Below are 17,642 nucleotides of genomic sequence, written 5' to 3'. Positions count from 1 at the left end.
CCCTCCCCAGCCAACCAGGGACCGCCACCATGCGCCATTTCGCACTCGCCCTTCTGACTGCCGCCACGCTCGCCTTCTCGCCGGCCCAGGCTGAGGACGCCGCACCGTTCACATCCGCCAAATCCGTCGATCTCCAGCTGTTCCTCAAGCCGCCGCCGGCCGATGATTCCGTGCAGACCAAGGCCGAGCTCGGCGAGGTGCTGACGCTGCAGGTCACCCGCACGCCGGAGATGGAGGCCAAGGCCAAGGCCGACGCCGAGGAGAATGTCTGGCGCTTCGCCGACGTGATGGGCCCCGCCTTCAAGCCGGAAGCGCTGCCGGTCTTCTCGGCCTTCTTCGACCGCGTCGTCGCGACCGAAGGCGCCGTCGTCGATCCGGCCAAGGACTCGTGGAAGCGCCCGCGCCCGCATCAGCTCAGCCCGCTGGTCAAGCCGGTGGTGAAGATCTCGAACTCCGGCGCCTATCCCTCCGGCCACACCACGGTCGGCACGCTGATGGGCATCGTCCTGTCGAACATGGTGCCGGAGAAGCGCGTGGAGATCATGAACCGCGCCTGGTTCTATGGCGAGAACCGCATCATCGGCGGCATCCACTACCGCTCGGACATCGAGGCCGGCCGCATCGCCGGTTCGGTCATCGCGGCGCGGATCATGGAACAGCAGGACTTCCAGACCGAATTCGCCGCCGCCAAGGCCGAGCTGCGCAAGGCCCTCGGCCTCTGACGATTACCGAGATACCGGGTCGGCGGGGCGCCTGTCGCCGCCGGCCTCGCGCCCGGCGATCAGCCAGTAGATGAAGCCCGTCGCTGCACCGACCAGGAAGAGCCCGGAGATGATCTGCAGCTCGGCCGGGCTCGGCGTGCGCGAAAGCCTCAGCATGGCCAACGGCAAGAGCGCCGCGAGCAGGCCGGTGAGCCCGCTCTGGACCAGCAGGCTGCGCAATCCGAACAGCTCCGAACCGACCGCCACCAGCACGACCGGCGCGACGATGATCGCAAGGCCCAGCCGCGCGATCAGGGCAAACGCCGCCTGCGCCGCCGGTGTCGGATCGACGCCGCTTTCCGCCAGGCCGAACAGGATGTCGAGCAGGCGTTCGATGCCGCCGCCGATCAGCAGCGCCACGGCCGGCGATGCGACGCTGGCCGCCGTCAGGAAGAACAGCCCCGCCCCCATGGCGACGAGGCAGGCGAAGGGGATCAGCAGCAGCCAGCGCAGCATCAAGCCGGCCTATTCCGCAGCCACGGCCGGCGCGGCGGCGTTGGCCTCGTCCTGCTCCAGCATCAGCCGGGCGCGGGCGGAGAGCTTCTCGGTCTCGCTCTTGAGCTGGCCGCAGGCGGCGAGGATGTCGCGCCCGCGCGGCGTGCGCACCGGCGAGGCATAGCCGGCGCGGAAGACGATCTCCGAAAAGCGCTCGATCCGGTCCCAGTCCGAGCATTCGTATTTGGTGCCGGGCCAGGGATTGAACGGGATCAGGTTGATCTTGGCCGGGATGCCCTTGAGCAGCCGCACCAGTTCGCGCGCCTCGGCATCGSWRTCGTTCACGCCCTTGAGCATGACGTATTCGAAGGTGATCCGCTTCGCGTTCGACAGGCCGGGATAGTTCCGGCAGGCCTCGAGCAGATCCTTGATCGGGTATTTCTTGTTGAGCGGCACCAGCTCGTTGCGCAATTCGTCGCGCACCGCATGCAGCGAGATCGCCAGCATCGTGCCCATCTCGTCGCCGAGCGGCCCGATCTGCGGCACGACGCCCGAGGTCGAGACGGTGATGCGCCGGCGCCCGAGCGAAAGCCCCTGATCGTCCGAGATCACGTCGATGGCGTCGCGCACCCCGTCGAAATTATAGAGCGGCTCGCCCATGCCCATGAAGACGATGTTGGAGATGAAGCGCCCGCCATCGTTCGGGACGAAGGCGCCCTCCGGCGGCTTGCGATTCGGGAAATCGCCGAGCCGGTCGCGCGCCACCATGAGCTGCGCCACGATCTCCTCGGTCGTCAGATTGCGCACCAGGCGCTGCGTGCCGGTATGGCAGAAGGTGCAGGTCAGCGTGCAGCCGACCTGGCTGGAGACGCAGAGCGTGCCGCGGTCGACCTCGGGGATGTAGACGCATTCGATCTCGGCGCCGCGGTCGCGCGGGCCGGTGGAGGGCATGCGCAGCAGCCATTTGCGGGTGCCGTCGGTCGAGACCTGCTCGGCGGTGACCTCCGGCAGATCGAGCGAGAAGTGCTGGGCGAGTTCGGCCCGCAGCCCCTTGCCGATCGTCGTCATCGCGTCGAAATCGCGCACGCCGTAATGGTAGATCCAGTTCCAGAGCTGGCCGACGCGCATGCGCCGCTCCTTCTCGGGAACGCCGATCTCGGACAGCGCCTCGGCCAGGCCGGCGCGCGTGCGCCCCACCAGCGAGGGGCGCCGCAAAACAGGTTCGGCCGCCGGGGCGGCAGTTTCAGGAACGGACACGGTCATCGGAGCTCTGTCGTCGCCCATGAGTGAAGGCGCGGAATTTCGCCGCTCCCTAGCACAGATGCGCGAAAAGCGGAAATCTCCCGCCGCGCGCCTTACTTGCAGGCGTCCTCGGCCCGCTTCACCGCCTGGGACATGCCCGAGAGCGAGTACTTGTCGGCGGTCGGATTGCCACGCTTGGACGTAGCCTTGATCTCGAGGCCCGCGCCACGGCGCAGCGCATCGAGCATCCGCGGTTCCTCCGCCGGATTTTTCAGCCACATGTTCTTGCCCTTGGCCACCAGGGCGAAACGCTCATTGCCGATGATCGCCTGATGCTCGACGCCTTCCTTGACGTCGAAATTCATGACGAAGCTGATCTCGTTGCGCACGCCCTCGGCCGGGCGGCTGGAGACGAAGAGGAGCCCCTCGACATCCTTGAGATTGGCCGGCATGCGGCTCTCGGCTTTGGAGAGGGCGTAGCAGACCTTGGTGCGGCCCTGCTGCGAGGAGAAGGCCTGCCATTTTCCGGCGGTTTCGAGCAGCATGGCCTGGCCCTGGCCGGCACTGGCCGGAGCGGCCGCGGCCGCCGCCGCGGCTGGCTTCGGAGTGGCCGGCTTCGGCTTTGCCGGCTGGGCCAGCACTGATCCGGCCATCAGCGTCATGCTTCCGACGAGCGGAAGCATGATTGCGAGACGAAGACGGCCACGAGCGCGGGAGGAAGGGAGCAAGCTGATCATGGACCGCCATCAGTCACTAAAATTCTTAATACCGCGTTTACCACCTGTTGATCAGGCGGCCTCGCGGTCGCTGGCGGCATAGAGTGTCACGATCCTGGCGAAAATGCGAATGGACCGGAGGCGCCGATCTGTTCCGCCGGGCAGCGCGCCATGGCACCATCGCGCCTCCCGAAGGACGGCGACGGACAGACGATGAAAGCCCTGCTCTGCGAACATCACGGCCCGGCCGAGGAACTGGCTATCCGCGACCTGCCGGAGCCGATACCCGCTCCCGGAGAGGTCGTCGTCGCCGTCACGGCGGCGGCGCTGAACTTCTTCGACACGCTGATCATCCAGAACCGCTACCAGACCAAGCCCGCCCTGCCCTTCTCCCCCTCGGCGGAATGCGCCGGCACCATCGCCGCCATCGGCGAGGGCGTCACCGGCTGGCAGGTCGGCGAGCGCGTCGCGGCCTGGCTGGGCCATGGCGCGGCACGTGAGAAGGTCGCGGTGTCGGCCGAAGCGCTGATTCGCGTACCGGAGAAGCTCTCCGACGCACAGGCCGCCGGCCTCTTCGTCACCTATGGCACGGCGATGCACGGGCTGATCCAGCGCGCCGGGCTGAAGGCAGGCGAGACGCTGGCGATCCTCGGCGCCTCCGGCGGCGCCGGCCTCGCCGCCGTCGAGATCGGGGCGCTGCTCGGCGCGCATGTCATCGCTTGCGCCTCATCGGCCGACAAGCTCGCGCTCGCCCGCGAACACGGCGCGCAGGAAGAGATCGACTACGGCACGAACGACATCCGCGTCGCCCTGAAACGGGTGACGGCGGGACGCGGCGTCGACGTGCTCTACGACACGGTCGGCGGCGATCTGGCCGAGCCGGCGTTGCGGTCGATGACCTGGGAGGGTCGCTATCTCGTCGTCGGCTTCGCCGGCGGCACGATTCCCAAGATCCCGCTCAACCTGCTGCTGCTGAAGGGCTGCGACCTGCGCGGCGTCTTCTGGGGCGAATTCGTCACCCGCGAACCGGCCGCGCATCGCCGCAACATGGAGCGCCTGCTGGACTGGGCGGCAGCCGGCCATATCCGCGCCCATGTCCATGCCGCGATTCCCGTCGAGCGCTGGACGGAAGCCTATGCGCTGATCGGCAACCGCCAGGCCAAGGGCAAGGTCGTGCTGACGTTCTGAAGCGCTCAGAGATCAGCCATCGCCGTTTTCGCCCTCTCGCGATGCTCGGGCTTGATCGAGCCCGCCACGGCCGCGATGGTCGTCGCGATCACCGCCGCATCGTCGGTGAAACCGATCAGCGGCATGAAGTCGGGAATCGCATCCAGCGGCAGCACGAAATAGCCGAGCGCTGCGAGCAGCGTCAGCTTGACGCGCCGCGGCGTCTGCGGATCGCGCGTGCAGAACCACGCCGCCAGCAGATCCTCGGTGAACGGAATACGCTTCGCGACGCGCTTGAGGCGGGCCATGAAATCGGCGCCGAACCTCGCTTCGTCGCGCAGGCTCTTGCGGATCGCCTCCATCTCCTCGCGGCTGAAGCTTGCGCTGAACCCCTCGCTCATCCCTGTCTTTCTCCTTGGCGTCGAATGACGCCGATGATCGCGCGCTCCCAACCGGCGCGCCATGTCGAAAGATGGCCCCGTCGCAATCCTGCACAAGAGGCCTGCCGGAAAACCCGCTTGGAACAGGAGGAAACGCCCTCTAAACCGGCTCCAGAACCAGGATTGACGGGAAACGCGCCATGAAACTCGATTCCTCCCTTGCCGCCATCGTCACCGGCGGCGCCTCCGGCCTCGGCGAGGCGACCGCGCGCATGCTGGCGGGCCAGGGCGTCAAGGTCGCGCTGCTCGACCTCAACGCCGAGCGCGGCGAGGCGGTCGCGAAGGAGATCGGCGGGGTCTTCTGCCCCTGCGACGTCACCAGCGAGGCTTCGGTCGACGAAGCGCTGGCCAAGGCCCGCGCCGCCCATGGCGTCGCCCGCATCATCGTCAATTGCGCCGGCATCGCGCCCGGCCGCCGCGTCGTCTCGAAGAAGCGCGACACCGGCGAGCTCGTCGCCCACGACACCGCGACCTTCGAGAAGGCGGTCGCGATCAACCTCGTCGGCACCTTCCGGGTCATCGCCAAATCCGCCGCGGCGCTGGCCGCGCTCGAGCCGATCACGSCCGATGGCGGRCGCGGMGTCWTCATCTGCACGGCYTCSGTCGCGGCSGAGGATGGCCAGATCGGCCAGGCCGCCTACGCCGCCTCGAAGGCCGGCGTCGCCGGCATGACGCTGCCGATCGCGCGCGACCTCGCCTCGGTCGGCATCCGCATCGTCACCATCATGCCCGGCCTGTTCGAGACGCCGATGTTCGCGGGGCTCCCCGAGGAGGCCAAGGCCTCGCTCGCCGTTTCGGTGCCGCATCCCTCGCGCCTCGGCAAGCCGGAGGAATACGCCGCGCTCGCCCGCAGCATCGTCGAGAACGACATGCTGAACGGCACSGCRATCCGCCTCGAYGGCGCGATCCGGCTSGCACCGAAATAGGCCTCAAACGATGCGGTAGACTTCGCCGGCGCTGCGGTCCCGGTAGAGGTCCACCCGCTCGCCGTTCCAGTGATAGTCGAGATGCCGGCCCTGCACCGGATGGCTCGCGCCATCGGGATAGAACAGGCCGGCGCATTCGCCGCCCGGACAGCGCACGCTCGGATAGACCGACCCTTCCGAGCCGGCATCCCTCAGGTGTTCGCCGAGCAACTGGCTCTGCGCATAATCGGCCGGATCGAGCAGCGCCGCCGCCGCCTCGCCCAGCCCGCGCAGATCATGCAATCCGGCGTCGATATCGAGCACGATCTCGCGGAACTGCGAGGTCCAGCCCGGCGGCTGCGCTGTCGCCAGCATGAAGTGGGCGTGATGATGCRCCGTTTCCAGCAAAGCGACCTCGAAGCGGTCGCCGGCATAGAGCACGCCGAAGCCGCCAGCGCTGAAGCGGCTCGGCCGGTCCGGGCTGACATGGGTGAAGGGTGCCATCAGCCAGCTCGCGCCCGGCCCGGAGACGCGCCGGTCGGCCGGCACGAGGTCGAGATTGCCGATCGTCTCCATCAGCCGCGGATTGGTCTTCTGCTCGGCCGCGATCAGCAGCGGCCAGTCGGCGGGATCGGCGATATCCTCGAACAGGTCGATCGGCGGGAAGATGCTGCGGATGATCCTAACCGCGCCGCGCCATTCAACCTGCGCGACCGGCAGATCAGCCGGATCGATCACCAGCCGCCCCGCTCGGCATCGAGCAGGCGGCGCACCCGCATCAGATCGGTCAGTTCGCCGCCCAGCATGATGTCGAGCGCCGATTTTCCGCCGAAATCGCGGTTGGGGCGCTTGATCCAGTCATAGCCGCGCTGTGGCTCGGCGAAGATCAGCCTGAGCGCCTTGTGGATACCCATCAGGTTCGAGAGCCGCGCCTTGCCGTCACGCGAGATGCGGCCCACGCCGCCGGCTTTCCAGCGGGCATAGGTCCGCACCGGCAGGTCGATCAGCACGGCCGCCTCCTCGTCGGTGATCCGCCAGAGCCGGAACAGGTTGACGGCGGCGCGGAACATCGCGCCCGCCTCGTCATCGCTGATCGGGTCAGGAACGAAATCGCGCTGGGCGGTCTCGATGCGCAGCAGGGCGCTCATGGCATCTCTCTCCATTTGGCATAAAATGGAGATAGTTTTGCCAAATGGCAAGTACCTCTCAAAAACGCCGCCGTCATCCCGGACAAGCCGCGAAGCGGCGCCGAKCCGGGATCCATGCTTGACCGTTCCGGAATGGATCCCGGRTCTRYGCTTCGCTMCGCCCGGGATGACTCGCGTGAGAGCAAGCGAAATCCGGCCTATTCCTCGGTCTTCGCCGGCTTGATCTCGTGCTTCAGGATCAAGGGCGTCTGCGCCAGCGCGAAGATCATGGTCAGCGGCATCACGCCCCAGACCTTGAAGGCGACCCAGAAATCCTGGGTCTGCGTGCGCCAGACCGCCTCGTTCAGCGCGGCCAGCACGAAGAAGAACAGGCCCCAGCGGAAGGTCAGCTTGCGCCAGCCCTCCTCGTCGAGCTGCAGCACCGTCTCCAGCACCAGCGACAGGAGCGACTTGCCGAAAAAGAGGCCGCCGAGCAGCACGCAGCCGAACAGCGCGTTCACGATGGTCGGCTTGACCTTGATGAAGAAGGCGTCGTCCAGCGCCAGCGTCAGCCCGCCGAAGACGGTGACGACGATCGCGTTCACGATCGCCATGCGCGGCAGATAGCCCATCAGCACCCGCGACAGCACCAGCGCCACTAGCGAGGCGACGATGAAGATGCCGGTCGCGACGAAGATGCGCCGGTCCTCGGCGACATGGAACAGCCGGTCGCCATAGGAATTCGCGAAGAAGAAGATCGCGAGCGGCCCGAACTCCAGCGCGAGCTTCAGAAGCGGGCTGACCGGCCTGCCCTTGGCCTCCACCGGAATCGGCCGGGTGGTTTCGCTTGCGCCATCGCTCACGCCGCTTCTCCCAATCCCGCCACGGCGCGGGCGAAATCGCGCGCCGAAAACGGTTCCAGATCCTCGACGCCTTCGCCGACGCCGATGAAATGCACCGGCAGGCCGAACTGCGCCGCCAACGCCACSAGGATGCCGCCRCGCGCCGTGCCGTCGAGCTTGGTCATGACCAGCCCGGTCACGCCGGCCGTCTCGCGGAAAGCTTCCACCTGCGAAATCGCGTTCTGGCCGACCGTGGCGTCGAGCACGAGCAGTGCCGCATGCGGCGCGTTCGCATCCTGCTTGCGGATGACGCGCACGACCTTGGCGAGCTCGTCCATCAGCCCCTGCTTGTTCTGCARYCGCCCGGCGGTGTCGAYSAGSAGCACATCGGTGCCGTTGGCTTTCGCCTTCTGCAGCGCCTCGAAGGCGAGGCCCGASGCATCSGCSCCCTGCTGGCCGAASACGACCTCGGCCCCGGTGCGTTCACCCCAGACGCGCAATTGCTCGATCGCCGCCGCGCGGAAGGTATCTCCGGCCGCCAGCATCACGGATTTGCCCTCCGTGCGGAATTTCGCCGCGAGCTTGCCGATCGTGGTGGTCTTGCCCGAGCCATTCACGCCGACCATCAGGATCACGAACGGCTTTTTCGTGGCGTCGACCGCCAGCGGATGGGCGACCGGCATCAGGATCGCCTCGACCTCGCGCGCCAGGATCGCCTTCACCTCGGCCGGATCGATCTGCTTGTCGTAGCGGCCTTCGCCGACGGCCTTCGCGATCCGCCCCGAGGTGGCGAGGCCGAGATCGGCCTGGATCAGGATGTCCTCGAGATCCTCCAACGTGCCGGTATCGAGCTTGCGCTTGGTGAAGAGGTCGGTGATCCCCGTCGTCAGTGCCGAGGAGGTGCGCGACAGCCCCTCCGTCAGCCGCCGCCACCAGCTCCGCTTCGGTGGCTGCACCGGGATGGGAGCAGGTTCGGGAGCGGCAACGGGCTCGGACGGCGGAACAACGATAGCGACGGGTTCCGGCTCCGGCTCGACAGGAGGCGTAACCTCCTCAACCGGAACAGGCGGTGCGACGGGTTCAGGGACCGGCGCATCGGCGACAAGCGCTTCCGCCTCGACAGCCGTCGTGGGAGCAGCCTCTTCGACGTCCGGCTTCGATTCCTCGACCGGCTCAACAACCCGCTCGATCACCGGCTCGGAGGCCAGTCCCGGCGCCGCCTGCCCTTCCTCACGTCCGAACAGCCTCGAAAAGAAGCCGCGTTTCTTGGGCTCAGTCTCGCTCATCGCCATCCTGTCTTCGGTTCGGCGGGCATCTTCAGTTGCGCCGCCGGGCCGGCTTCGCTAGCGCAATGCCATGGCGCAGCCGCTTCAACCAGAAAATTCGCAAGCCTCGGGGCAGGACGACGCCGCGCTACCGGTGCCGCTGCTCTATCGCGACGCCATGATGCTCGTCATCGACAAGCCTGCCGGGCTGCCTTCGCATCGCGGCCCGCAAGCGAAGCGCCGCATCATACCCGTGCTGACCGATTATCTCGACCAGCTCCGCTTCGGCCTGCCGCGCAAACCGGAAGCGGCGCATCGGCTCGACAAGGACACCTCCGGCTGCCTCGTCCTCGGCCGCCATCCCCGCGCCATGGCCGAGCTCAACCAGATGTTTCGCGACGGCCGGATCGACAAGACCTATTGGGCGATCGTGCAGGGCGAGCCCGACGCGGACGAAGGGCTGATCGATCTGCCGCTCGCCCGTCGCTCGCCTGAACGCGGCTGGTGGATGAAGGTCGATCCCGCCGGCCTGCCCTCGCAGACGCGCTATCGCGTGCTCGGGCGTGGGCAAGGCGAAGGTGGTCCGCTGGCCTGGCTCGCCATGGAGCCGCTGACCGGACGCACCCATCAGCTGCGCGTCCACTGCCAGGCTTCCGGCTGGCCGATGCTCGGCGATGAAATCTACGGCAGCGCGCCGCGCGAGGGCGGGCCCGGCCTTCAGCTCCACGCCCGCGCGATCACCGTGCCGCTCTACCGCAAGCGCGAGCCGATCCATGTCGAGGCGCCACCGCCGCCGCATATGCTGGCGGCGTTGAAGGCTTGCGGCTGGAGTGGCTGAGCCCGCTCAATTCCCCAGCGCGTCGATCGCCCGCGCCAGCTTGACGTCGAATTCGGTCAGACCGCCGGCGTCATGGGTCGCGAGCGTCACATCGACCGTCCGGTAGACATTCGACCATTCGGGGTGGTGATTCGCCGCCTCGGCCAGCAGCGCCACCCGCGTCATCCAGCCGAAGGCCTCGCTGAAATCGCGAAAGACGAAGCGCTTGCTGATCGCCTCGCGGCCCTGCGCCAGCTTCCAGCCGGTCAGGGTCGCCAGCGCCTCCGCCTGAGCCTCGGGGCTGAGTCGCTTGGGTCTCGTCATCGCCGCTGGACCTCCCTCGGCAGGCGATTGGGATAGGACGGGCCGAGCGGATAGGCGGCCTCCAGCACATAGGGCCCGCCACCGGTCGAATCGCGCGAGGACATCAGCGCGACGCGGCGCGCCGTAAAGCTGATCGGCCTGATGATCGGATGCAGGCTGAGATAATGCGCAAGTTCGACCGGTGAGGTGTCGCGCAGCCGCGCCAGCGTGACATGCGGCACGAATTTGCGCCCCTCGGCGGGCATGCCGAGCCGGCGCATCTGCCGCTCGACATCGCCCTGAAGCTCGGTCAGCGCCTTGCTCGGCACCACCCGGGCGAAGACGGCGCGCGGCTTGTCGCCGCCGAAAGAGCCCAGCGCATCCAGCGTCACCTCGAAGGGATAGGCGCTGAGATCGGACAGCATATGGTCGATGTCGTTCGCCATGCGCCGGTCGACATCGCCGAGGAAACGCAGCGTGACATGGTAGTCGGGCGGCTCGATCCAGCGCGCGCCCGACAGGCCGCCGCGATGCAGCGTCAACTCGGATGCGACATCGGCGGGGATTTCCAGAGCGATGAACAGCCTCGGCATGAGTCGATTCCTGCCAAGCGATTGTGACTCTGGCGAGACGGTAGGCGGGAAGCCGGCTCAAGGGAACCGCTTTTCACCTGCATCGCGCAAGCCGTTCCCGCGCACCGTCATTCGGGACAAGCCGCGTCAGCGGCGCCGATCCGGAATCCATCGGAGGGTGTCACGCCCTACGATGGATTCCGGGTCTAGGCTTCGCTTCGCCCGGAATGACGCGATATTTTGAAAATCAGGGGCAGGGATTGCCGACGAGCTGGTGGATCGCGTCGATCTTCTCTTCGATCTCGGGCGTCAGCTTGACGTCGATCGAGGCGATGTCGGTCCTGAGCTGCTCCATCGAGGTCGCGCCGATGATGTTTGCCGTCACGAAATCGCGCGAATTGACGAAGGCGAGCGCCATCTGCGCCGGGTCGAGCCCGGCCTCGCGCGCCAGCGCGATGTAGCGCTTGATCGCATCCTCGGCGCCCGCGCCCTCATAGCGCTGGCCACGGTTGAACAGCGTCGTGCGCGCCCCGGCCGGGCGGGCGCCGTCGAGATATTTGCCAGTGAGGTAGCCCTGCGCCAGCGGCGAATAGGCGAGCAGCCCGACATCCTCGCGGATCGCGACCTCGGCCAGCGCCGTCTCGAAGGTGCGGTTCAGGAGGCTGTAGGCGTTCTGGATCGACTGGACGCGCGGCGTGCCGCGAACCTCCGAATCGGCAACGAAGCGCATCGTGCCCCAGGCGCTCTCGTTGGAGAGGCCGAGATGGCGGATCTTGCCGGCCTTCACCACCTCGGCGAAGGCGTCGAGCTGCTCGGGGATGGAGGTCTCGTCGGCCGGCTTCTCATAGGCGGCATGCGAGAAGCGCGTCGGGTTCGAGCCCCAGGGCATCGGCCGCTCGGGAAAATGGATCTGGTAGAGGTCGATATAATCGGTCTGCAGCCGCGCGAGGCTCTTGTCGACCGCCTCCATGATCTGCTTGCGGGTGACGCGTGTCGGGCTCTGGTCGTCGCGGAACCAGCTATTGCCGCCGCGCCCGCAGATCTTCGAGGCCAGGATGATCTTGTCGCGGTTCCTGCGTGCCTTGAACCAGCTGCCGATGATCCGCTCGGTCGAGCCCTGCGTCTCCGGTTTCGGCGGTATCGAATAGAGCTCGGCGGTATCGAAGAAATTGACGCCCTGCTCGACAGCGTAGTCCATCTGGGCGTGGCCTTCAGCCTCCGTATTCTGCTCCCCCCAGGTCATGGTTCCCAGGCAGATCACCGAGACCTTGAGATCGGTGCGTCCGAGGCGGCGGTAGTCCATGGCAAAGCAACTCCGGAAACGGTGCCGGCGGGCGGCGTGGAAAAGGCTTGGGGATTCGTCCCGCGGGAACCGGGAACGGATCAGGATCTGGCCGGCAGCGTCGCGATGAAGCGCTCGACCGTCGGCAGGATGTTGCGGACGATGACCTTGACGCCTTCGACCGTGGGATGGAGCCCGTCCGCCTGGTTCAGCGCGCGGTCGCCCGCGATGCCCTCCAGGAAGAAGGGGTAAAGCACCAGAGCGTGCTTTTCCGCAAGCTCCGGATAGATCGCATCGAAGCGCTTGGCATAATCCGTGCCGAGATTGCGCGGCGCATACATGCCGGCGAGCATCACGGGGATGCCACGCTCCTTCAAACGCGCGATCATCGCCTCCAGCGCTTGCCGCGTCTGGGCCGGATCGACACCGCGCAGGGCATCGTTGGCGCCGAGTTCGAGGATGACGCCATCGGTCCCGTCAGGCACCGACCAGTCGAGCCGCTCCAACCCGCCCTGCGTCGTGTCGCCGGAAACGCCGGCATTCACAATTTCGACAGCGATGCCCTTCTGGCGCAGCGCTTGCTCCAGAACGGCAGGGAAGGCGGCGCTGCCCGGCAGGTTGTAGCCGGCCGAGAGCGAATCGCCGAACGCAACGAGCTTGAGCGTCTTTCCGGCCGGAGGAACCGGGGTCGCGGCCTGGGCGAAGGCCATCGGAGCAGCCACCATCAAGGTGAGGGCGATCAGCGTGAAAATCGCCGCAAGCGATTGGACAACTGCGAAACCGCGCCCATATCGGCGCAAGCCCCGCCTCGGCACCTCACGGCTCCGCAGGGGCCGCGACGAGGTCCCGGCCGGGACGGCGATGGAAGCGTAAGTCAGGATCATGGCGTGATGAGCGAAAAGGCCGCCCCGGCGATCGAGTTGCAGGATGTGCATTTAAGTTTGGGGCGCGGAGCCGCTCGCGTCCATATCCTGAAAGGCGTCTCGGTGTCGCTGCCCGATGGCGAGGCGTCCGGCCTCGTCGGCCCTTCCGGCTCCGGCAAGTCGACCCTGCTGATGACCATGGCCGGGCTGGAGCGCCCCGATTCCGGCATCGTCAAGGTCGCGGGGCAGGATCTCGGCCAGCTCGACGAGGACGGGCTCGCGGTCTTCCGCGGCCGGCGTATCGGCATCGTCTTCCAGTCCTTCCATCTCGTGCCGACCATGACGGCGCGTGAGAACGTGGCGCTGCCGCTCGAGCTTGCCGGCACCCCCGACGCCTTCGCCCGCGCCGAGGCCGAACTCCGCAATGTCGGCCTCGGCCACCGCATGGACCATTATCCGGCGCAGCTTTCCGGTGGCGAGCAGCAGCGCGTCGCSATCGCKCGSGCCGTCGCGCCYGATCCGGCMATYCTCGTCGCCGACGAACCGACCGGCAATCTSGACGAGRSSACCGGCCGCTCSATCGTCGAYCTGATCTTCGCSCTGMRSCGCGAGCGSGGCGCCACCCTCGTGCTCGTCACCCACGACCTCTCGCTCGCGGCGCTTTGCGACCACACCGTCCGCCTGCGCTCCGGCGTGATCGAGCAAGAAGACGCGATGGCGGACATCTGACGATGCACGCGCCCGTCAAGCCGCTCGGCGGCCCGCCCGCCCGCTCCTCCCTCGGCTTCAGCCTGTCGCTGCGCCTGGCCCTGCGCGATCTGCGCGCCGGCCTGCGCGGCTTCGGCGTCTTCATCGCCTGCCTGGCGCTGGGCGTGATGACCATCGCCGCCGTCGCCTCCGCCTCGCGCGGCCTCACCGAGGGGCTGGCGCGCGAAGGACGGCGCATCCTCGGCGGCGACGCCTCCTTCAGCCTGATCCAGCGCGAGGCGACACCGCAGGAGCTCACCTTCCTGACGGCTCGCGGCACGGTGTCGACCATCGCCACGATGCGCGCCATGGCCAATGCCGGCGAGAAGGGCGCGGCCCTTGTCGAGATCAAGGCCGTCGATGCCGGTTATCCCAGCATCGGCACGGTCGAGACCGACCCTCGGCAGCCGATCGCCGGCCTGCTCGGCGAGCGCGACGGTGCCTATGGCGCGGTCGCCGACCCCATCCTGTTCGGCCGGCTCGACCTCAAGCCCGGCGACACCGTCACGGTCGGCGGCGCGAAGATCCAGCTCCGCGCCAATCTCGTCTCCGAGCCCGACAAGATCGCCGCCGGAGTCGGCTTCGGACCGCGCCTCCTCATCTCGCAGGACGCGCTGCGCGCCACCGGCCTGATCCAGCCCGGCAGCCTGATCCGCTGGACTTACCGCCTCCAACTGCCGCAGGCTGCGTCTGGTGACGCCGATCTCGACAGGCTGATCGCGGATGCCGGCACGCAGCAGCGCGACGCCGGCTGGGAAATCCGCTCCCGCGCCAATGCCGCGCCGAGCTTCCAGCGCAATCTCGAACGCTTCACCCAGTTCCTGACGCTGGTCGGCCTCACCGCCCTCTTGGTCGGCGGCGTCGGCGTCGCCAATGCGGTGCGCCGCTTCGTCGAGGCCAAGAAGCTCGACTTCGCCACCATGAAAGCCGTCGGCGCCACCGGCGGGCGCGTCGTCGCGATCCATCTGACCGAGGTGATGCTGGTCGCGGCCATCGGCACGGCGATCGGCCTCATGCTCGGCGCTGCCGCACCCTTCGCGCTCGGCGCCGTGCTGCAAAGCATCCTGCCCGTGCCCTTCGAGCCGACGCTGGCGCCTGGAGAGCTCGCCATCGCCGCGCTTTACGGCCTGCTGACGGCCCTGGTCTTCGCCATCATCCCGCTCGGCCGCGCCCATGACGTGCCGGTCTCGGCCCTGTTCCGCGACCAGGTCGAGCCCGATCCGCGTCGTCCGCGCGCGATCTACCTTGTTCTCTGCCTGCTGGCGCTGGCCGGATTGGTCGGCGTCGCGCTCGGCTTTGCCTATGACCGGCGCATCGCGCTGATCTATATCGGCGTCATGTTCGGCGTCTTCGTGCTCTTGCGCGGAGTCTCGGTCGGACTGATGGCGCTCGCCCGCCGCCTGCCCCGCCCGCGCAGCCCGTCGCTCAGGATGGCGCTCGCCAACAGCCATCGCCCGGGCGCCCTGACCCCGTCGCTGGTGCTTTCGCTGGGCTTGGGCGTCGCCCTGCTCTCCGCGCTCGCCTTCATCGATGTCAGCCTGACGCGCCAGCTCACCGGCGCGCTGCCGGCCAAGGCGCCGAGCTTCTTCTTCCTCGACATCCCCAGCCGAGATTCCGCTCGCTTCGACGCTTTCCTCGCGCAGGAAAGACCGGGCGCGGCCGTCGAGCGCGTGCCGATGATGCGCGGGCGCATCCTGGCGGTGAACGACACCCGCGCCGAGGACGTCAAGGCGAGCGAGCAATCCGCCTGGGTGCTCGATGGCGACCGCGGCATCACCTATGCGGCGGGCCTTCCCGAGGGCTCGAAGATCGCAGCGGGAGAATGGTGGCCGGCCGACTACAAGGGCGAGCCGCTGGTGTCCTTCGACGCGCAGAACGCCGCCGGCATCGGCCTCAAGATCGGTGACCGGCTCACCGTCAACGTGCTCGGGCGCAGCATCACTGCCCGCGTCGCCAATTTCCGCAGCATCGACTGGCGTTCCTTCGGCATCAATTTCGTCATGGTGTTCTCGCCCAACACCTTCGCGGGCGCCCCGCATACCGATCTCGCCACCATCACCGCGGCCCCGAATGGCAACGGCTCCGGCGACCCCGCTCTGATGCGCCGGCTCGCAACCGAGTTCCCGGCCGTCACCGCCGTGCGGGTCAAGGATGCGCTGGAGGCGGTCAACACCATCGTCGAACAGCTCGCCACCGCGATCCGCGGCGCCTCGGGCCTCGCCATCGCCGCCAGCCTGCTGGTTCTGGGTGGCGCGCTGGCGGCCGGACAGAGGGCGCGGCTCTATGACGCGATGATCCTGAAGACCCTCGGCGCGACCCGTCGCTTTATACTTTCGTCGTACGCCCTTGAATACGCCGCCATCGGACTGGTCGCGGCGCTGTTCGGCGTTGTCGCGGGTACTGCGGCCGGCTGGGGTGTCGTCACGCAAGTGATGCGCATCGAATTCGTCAGTGATCCGACCGGTGCTTTACTGGCTGCGACTGCCGCCATCGTGGTTACCGTCCTGTTCGGGCTCGTCGGTACGATAAAAATACTGTCGAAAGCGCCGGCTTCTCATCTCAGGAATTTATGATGACTGACCGAACCATCACCGGGATAGACATTAAAATCCTGTAATTCTGCATGCGGCGCCGGCCGAACTTCTATGCTCGAACCGGCCTTAACCATGGCCGGCTCTTGTAAGGAAGGCGAAACCCCCTCATATTCCCTCCATCGCGATGATTGTGCGCGAGGACGGGTGGCGTTGCGTGCCTTCCGTCGTCCGAAACTACGTCAGGGGAAACTCGCTCGATGAGCAACTTCGACCGCAATGCTCCAGTCTGGGGTGCCGGCCGCGCACAGCAGACCAGCGCCGTCGAGATGGATCAGGGCCTGCGCTCGTTCATGCTCGGCGTCTACAACAACATGGTGATCGGTCTGGCGATCTCGGCGCTGTTCGCGCTGGGCGTCAACAAGATGGCCGTCACCGACCAGGCCAACGCCGTCGCGCGTATCGGCAACACCTATCTCACCTCCTTCGGCCAGCTGATGTACGGCACGCCGCTGATGTGGGTGTTCGCGCTCGCGCCGCTGGCCTTCATCTTCTTCTTCTCGTTCCGGATTGACCGGATGTCGGCCTCCTCGGCCCGTTCCATGTTCTTCGCCTTCGCGGCGGTCATGGGCGTCTCGATGTCGACGCTGCTGATCCGCTACACCGGCGCCTCGGTGGTGCAGGTGTTCTTCATCACGGCGGCGGCCTTCGGTGGCCTCAGCCTCTACGGCTACACCACCAGCAAGTCGCTGTCGGGCATGGGCTCGTTCCTGGTCATGGGCCTGATCGGCCTGATCCTGGCCTCGCTGGTGAACATCTTCCTCGCCTCGAGCGGGCTCGGCTTCGTGATCTCGCTGGTCGGCGTCGGCATCTTCGCCGGCCTCACCGCCTGGGACACCCAGCGTCTGAAGGAGATGTACCTCTCCTCGGACATGAACCCCGAGGAAGCCGCGAAGCTTTCGGTCAACGGCGCGCTGTCGCTGTACCTGAACTTCGTCAACATGTTCCAGTTCCTGCTCTCGCTGCTCGGCAACCGCGAGTAAGCGAGCGAGACGGACCTGCTCCTTCCACGGAGCCGACATGCCCCGGCCGCAAGGCCGGGGCATTTGTTTTGGCACGGCCGTTGCTCAATCTGCAGGCATGACACTGCCTTCGATCCGCCCGGCCGCCCCTGTCGACATTCCCGCTATCGCGGCGATCTATGCCCATGCGGTGTGCAACGGCACCGCCTCCTGGGAACTCGACCCGCCGGGCGAGGCCGAGATGCTGCGCCGCCTCGAAGCGACCCTGGCCGGCGGTTATCCCTATCTCGCCGCCGAGCGCGATGGCGCCCTGCTCGGCTATGCCTATGCCGGGGCCTACCGCCCCCGCCCGGCCTATCGCGCCACTGTCGAGAACTCGATCTACCTCGCGCCTGCCGCGCAGGGGCTCGGGATCGGCAGCCTGCTGCTCGATGCGCTGATCGCGGAGTGCACGAAGCGCGGCTTCCGCCAGATGATCGCCGTCATCGGCGACGGCACCGGCGCCTCGATCGGCTCGCGGCGCCTGCATGAGAAGGCGGGTTTCCGGCTGATCGGGGTCGCCGAGAAGGTCGGCTTCAAGCATGGCCGCTGGCTCGACCAGATGC

Annotated in this window: 20 protein-coding genes; 8 read left to right on the top strand and 12 right to left on the bottom strand. The window is 67.4% G+C overall.

The window, feature by feature from the left end:
- Nucleotides 1–29: 29 nt before the first annotated feature.
- On the top strand, nucleotides 30–722 hold the full coding sequence (locus AB4Y99_RS06220) for an acid phosphatase (RefSeq protein ID WP_038358141.1): 693 nt from the start codon (nucleotides 30–32) through the stop codon (nucleotides 720–722).
- A gap of 3 nt (nucleotides 723–725) precedes the next feature.
- Here the strand turns inward: AB4Y99_RS06220 and AB4Y99_RS06215 are convergent, their stop codons facing one another.
- The 3 genes from AB4Y99_RS06215 to AB4Y99_RS06205 form a co-directional block, all read right to left on the bottom strand.
- Nucleotides 726–1,217, bottom strand: a complete 492-nt coding sequence (locus AB4Y99_RS06215) for a hypothetical protein (RefSeq protein ID WP_113254779.1) — start codon at nucleotides 1,215–1,217, stop codon at nucleotides 726–728.
- Nucleotides 1,218–1,226: 9 nt separating this feature from the next.
- A complete protein-coding gene (gene rlmN / locus AB4Y99_RS06210) occupies nucleotides 1,227–2,459 on the bottom strand; it encodes a dual-specificity RNA methyltransferase RlmN (RefSeq protein ID WP_441522715.1) in 1,233 nt (410 codons plus the stop codon).
- 92 nt (nucleotides 2,460–2,551) lie between these two features.
- Nucleotides 2,552–3,091 (bottom strand): hypothetical protein, encoded by a 540-nt coding sequence (locus tag AB4Y99_RS06205; RefSeq protein ID WP_051987418.1) that lies wholly within the window; start codon nucleotides 3,089–3,091, stop codon nucleotides 2,552–2,554.
- 276 nt (nucleotides 3,092–3,367) lie between these two features.
- Between AB4Y99_RS06205 and AB4Y99_RS06200 the strand changes: the two genes are divergently transcribed.
- Entirely contained in the window at nucleotides 3,368–4,342 is a 975-nt protein-coding gene (locus AB4Y99_RS06200) for an NADPH:quinone oxidoreductase family protein (protein WP_441522726.1), read from the top strand.
- Nucleotides 4,343–4,347: 5 nt separating this feature from the next.
- On the opposite strand, the gene AB4Y99_RS06195 is transcribed toward AB4Y99_RS06200, so the two are convergent.
- The gene (locus AB4Y99_RS06195) at nucleotides 4,348–4,722 is read right to left on the bottom strand and encodes a YkvA family protein (protein ID WP_441522714.1); all 375 of its coding nucleotides are present in this window, start codon (nucleotides 4,720–4,722) and stop codon (nucleotides 4,348–4,350) included.
- A gap of 179 nt (nucleotides 4,723–4,901) precedes the next feature.
- Between AB4Y99_RS06195 and AB4Y99_RS06190 the strand changes: the two genes are divergently transcribed.
- Nucleotides 4,902–5,687: an SDR family NAD(P)-dependent oxidoreductase gene (locus AB4Y99_RS06190; protein WP_441522713.1), complete on the top strand. Its 786-nt coding sequence runs from the start codon at nucleotides 4,902–4,904 to the stop codon at nucleotides 5,685–5,687.
- 3 nt (nucleotides 5,688–5,690) lie between these two features.
- Here the strand turns inward: AB4Y99_RS06190 and AB4Y99_RS06185 are convergent, their stop codons facing one another.
- The 4 genes from AB4Y99_RS06185 to ftsY all read right to left on the bottom strand — a co-directional run bounded on the left by AB4Y99_RS06185 (nucleotide 5,691) and on the right by ftsY (nucleotide 8,921).
- Complete coding sequence (locus AB4Y99_RS06185) at nucleotides 5,691–6,401, bottom strand: RES family NAD+ phosphorylase (RefSeq protein ID WP_441522725.1); 711 nt, start codon at nucleotides 6,399–6,401, stop codon at nucleotides 5,691–5,693.
- Entirely contained in the window at nucleotides 6,401–6,814 is a 414-nt protein-coding gene (locus AB4Y99_RS06180) for an MbcA/ParS/Xre antitoxin family protein (protein ID WP_441522712.1), read from the bottom strand. Before AB4Y99_RS06180 ends, AB4Y99_RS06185 begins: the two co-directional genes overlap by 1 nt.
- Before the next feature lie 197 nt (nucleotides 6,815–7,011).
- Nucleotides 7,012–7,656 carry a septation protein A gene (locus AB4Y99_RS06175; protein WP_112765115.1) on the bottom strand — a complete coding sequence of 215 codons (645 nt, stop codon included), beginning with the start codon at nucleotides 7,654–7,656 and terminating at the stop codon, nucleotides 7,012–7,014.
- Entirely contained in the window at nucleotides 7,653–8,921 is a 1,269-nt protein-coding gene (ftsY, locus tag AB4Y99_RS06170) for a signal recognition particle-docking protein FtsY (RefSeq protein WP_441522711.1), read from the bottom strand. The genes AB4Y99_RS06175 and ftsY overlap by 4 nt, the downstream gene beginning before the upstream one ends.
- Nucleotides 8,922–9,078: 157 nt before the next feature.
- Here ftsY and AB4Y99_RS06165 point away from each other — a divergent pair, with 157 nt between their 5' ends.
- Nucleotides 9,079–9,738, top strand: a complete 660-nt coding sequence (locus AB4Y99_RS06165; protein WP_441522724.1) for an RluA family pseudouridine synthase — start codon at nucleotides 9,079–9,081, stop codon at nucleotides 9,736–9,738.
- 6 nt (nucleotides 9,739–9,744) lie between these two features.
- Here the strand turns inward: AB4Y99_RS06165 and AB4Y99_RS06160 are convergent, their stop codons facing one another.
- The 4 genes from AB4Y99_RS06160 to AB4Y99_RS06145 all read right to left on the bottom strand — a co-directional run bounded on the left by AB4Y99_RS06160 (nucleotide 9,745) and on the right by AB4Y99_RS06145 (nucleotide 12,584).
- Nucleotides 9,745–10,041 (bottom strand): 4a-hydroxytetrahydrobiopterin dehydratase, encoded by a 297-nt coding sequence (locus AB4Y99_RS06160; RefSeq protein ID WP_441522710.1) that lies wholly within the window; start codon nucleotides 10,039–10,041, stop codon nucleotides 9,745–9,747.
- Nucleotides 10,038–10,613, bottom strand: coding sequence for an RNA 2',3'-cyclic phosphodiesterase (thpR, locus tag AB4Y99_RS06155; RefSeq protein ID WP_441522709.1), 576 nt, complete (start codon nucleotides 10,611–10,613; stop codon nucleotides 10,038–10,040). The genes AB4Y99_RS06160 and thpR overlap by 4 nt, the downstream gene beginning before the upstream one ends.
- Before the next feature lie 226 nt (nucleotides 10,614–10,839).
- On the bottom strand, nucleotides 10,840–11,895 hold the full coding sequence (locus AB4Y99_RS06150; protein ID WP_441522708.1) for an aldo/keto reductase: 1,056 nt from the start codon (nucleotides 11,893–11,895) through the stop codon (nucleotides 10,840–10,842).
- Nucleotides 11,896–11,975: 80 nt separating this feature from the next.
- Entirely contained in the window at nucleotides 11,976–12,584 is a 609-nt protein-coding gene (locus tag AB4Y99_RS06145) for an arylesterase (RefSeq protein WP_441522707.1), read from the bottom strand.
- 180 nt (nucleotides 12,585–12,764) lie between these two features.
- Here AB4Y99_RS06145 and AB4Y99_RS06140 point away from each other — a divergent pair, with 180 nt between their 5' ends.
- The 4 genes from AB4Y99_RS06140 to AB4Y99_RS06125 form a co-directional block, all read left to right on the top strand.
- Nucleotides 12,765–13,466, top strand: a complete 702-nt coding sequence (locus tag AB4Y99_RS06140; protein WP_441522706.1) for an ABC transporter ATP-binding protein — start codon at nucleotides 12,765–12,767, stop codon at nucleotides 13,464–13,466.
- Nucleotides 13,467–13,468: 2 nt separating this feature from the next.
- Nucleotides 13,469–16,057 (top strand): ABC transporter permease, encoded by a 2,589-nt coding sequence (locus AB4Y99_RS06135; RefSeq protein ID WP_441522705.1) that lies wholly within the window; start codon nucleotides 13,469–13,471, stop codon nucleotides 16,055–16,057.
- Between the two features lie 218 nt (nucleotides 16,058–16,275).
- On the top strand, nucleotides 16,276–17,058 hold the full coding sequence (locus tag AB4Y99_RS06130) for a Bax inhibitor-1/YccA family protein (protein WP_112765112.1): 783 nt from the start codon (nucleotides 16,276–16,278) through the stop codon (nucleotides 17,056–17,058).
- A gap of 97 nt (nucleotides 17,059–17,155) precedes the next feature.
- Nucleotides 17,156–17,642, top strand: a 487-nt coding sequence (locus AB4Y99_RS06125; protein WP_441522704.1) for a GNAT family N-acetyltransferase, incomplete at its 3' end; no start/stop codon positions are given.

It is taken from the genome of Allobosea sp. TAB14 (genome assembly GCF_052113865.1).
Lineage (GTDB): Bacteria > Pseudomonadota > Alphaproteobacteria > Rhizobiales > Beijerinckiaceae > Allobosea > Allobosea spartocytisi.
This window is presented reverse-complemented; position numbering and strand designations above follow the sequence as displayed.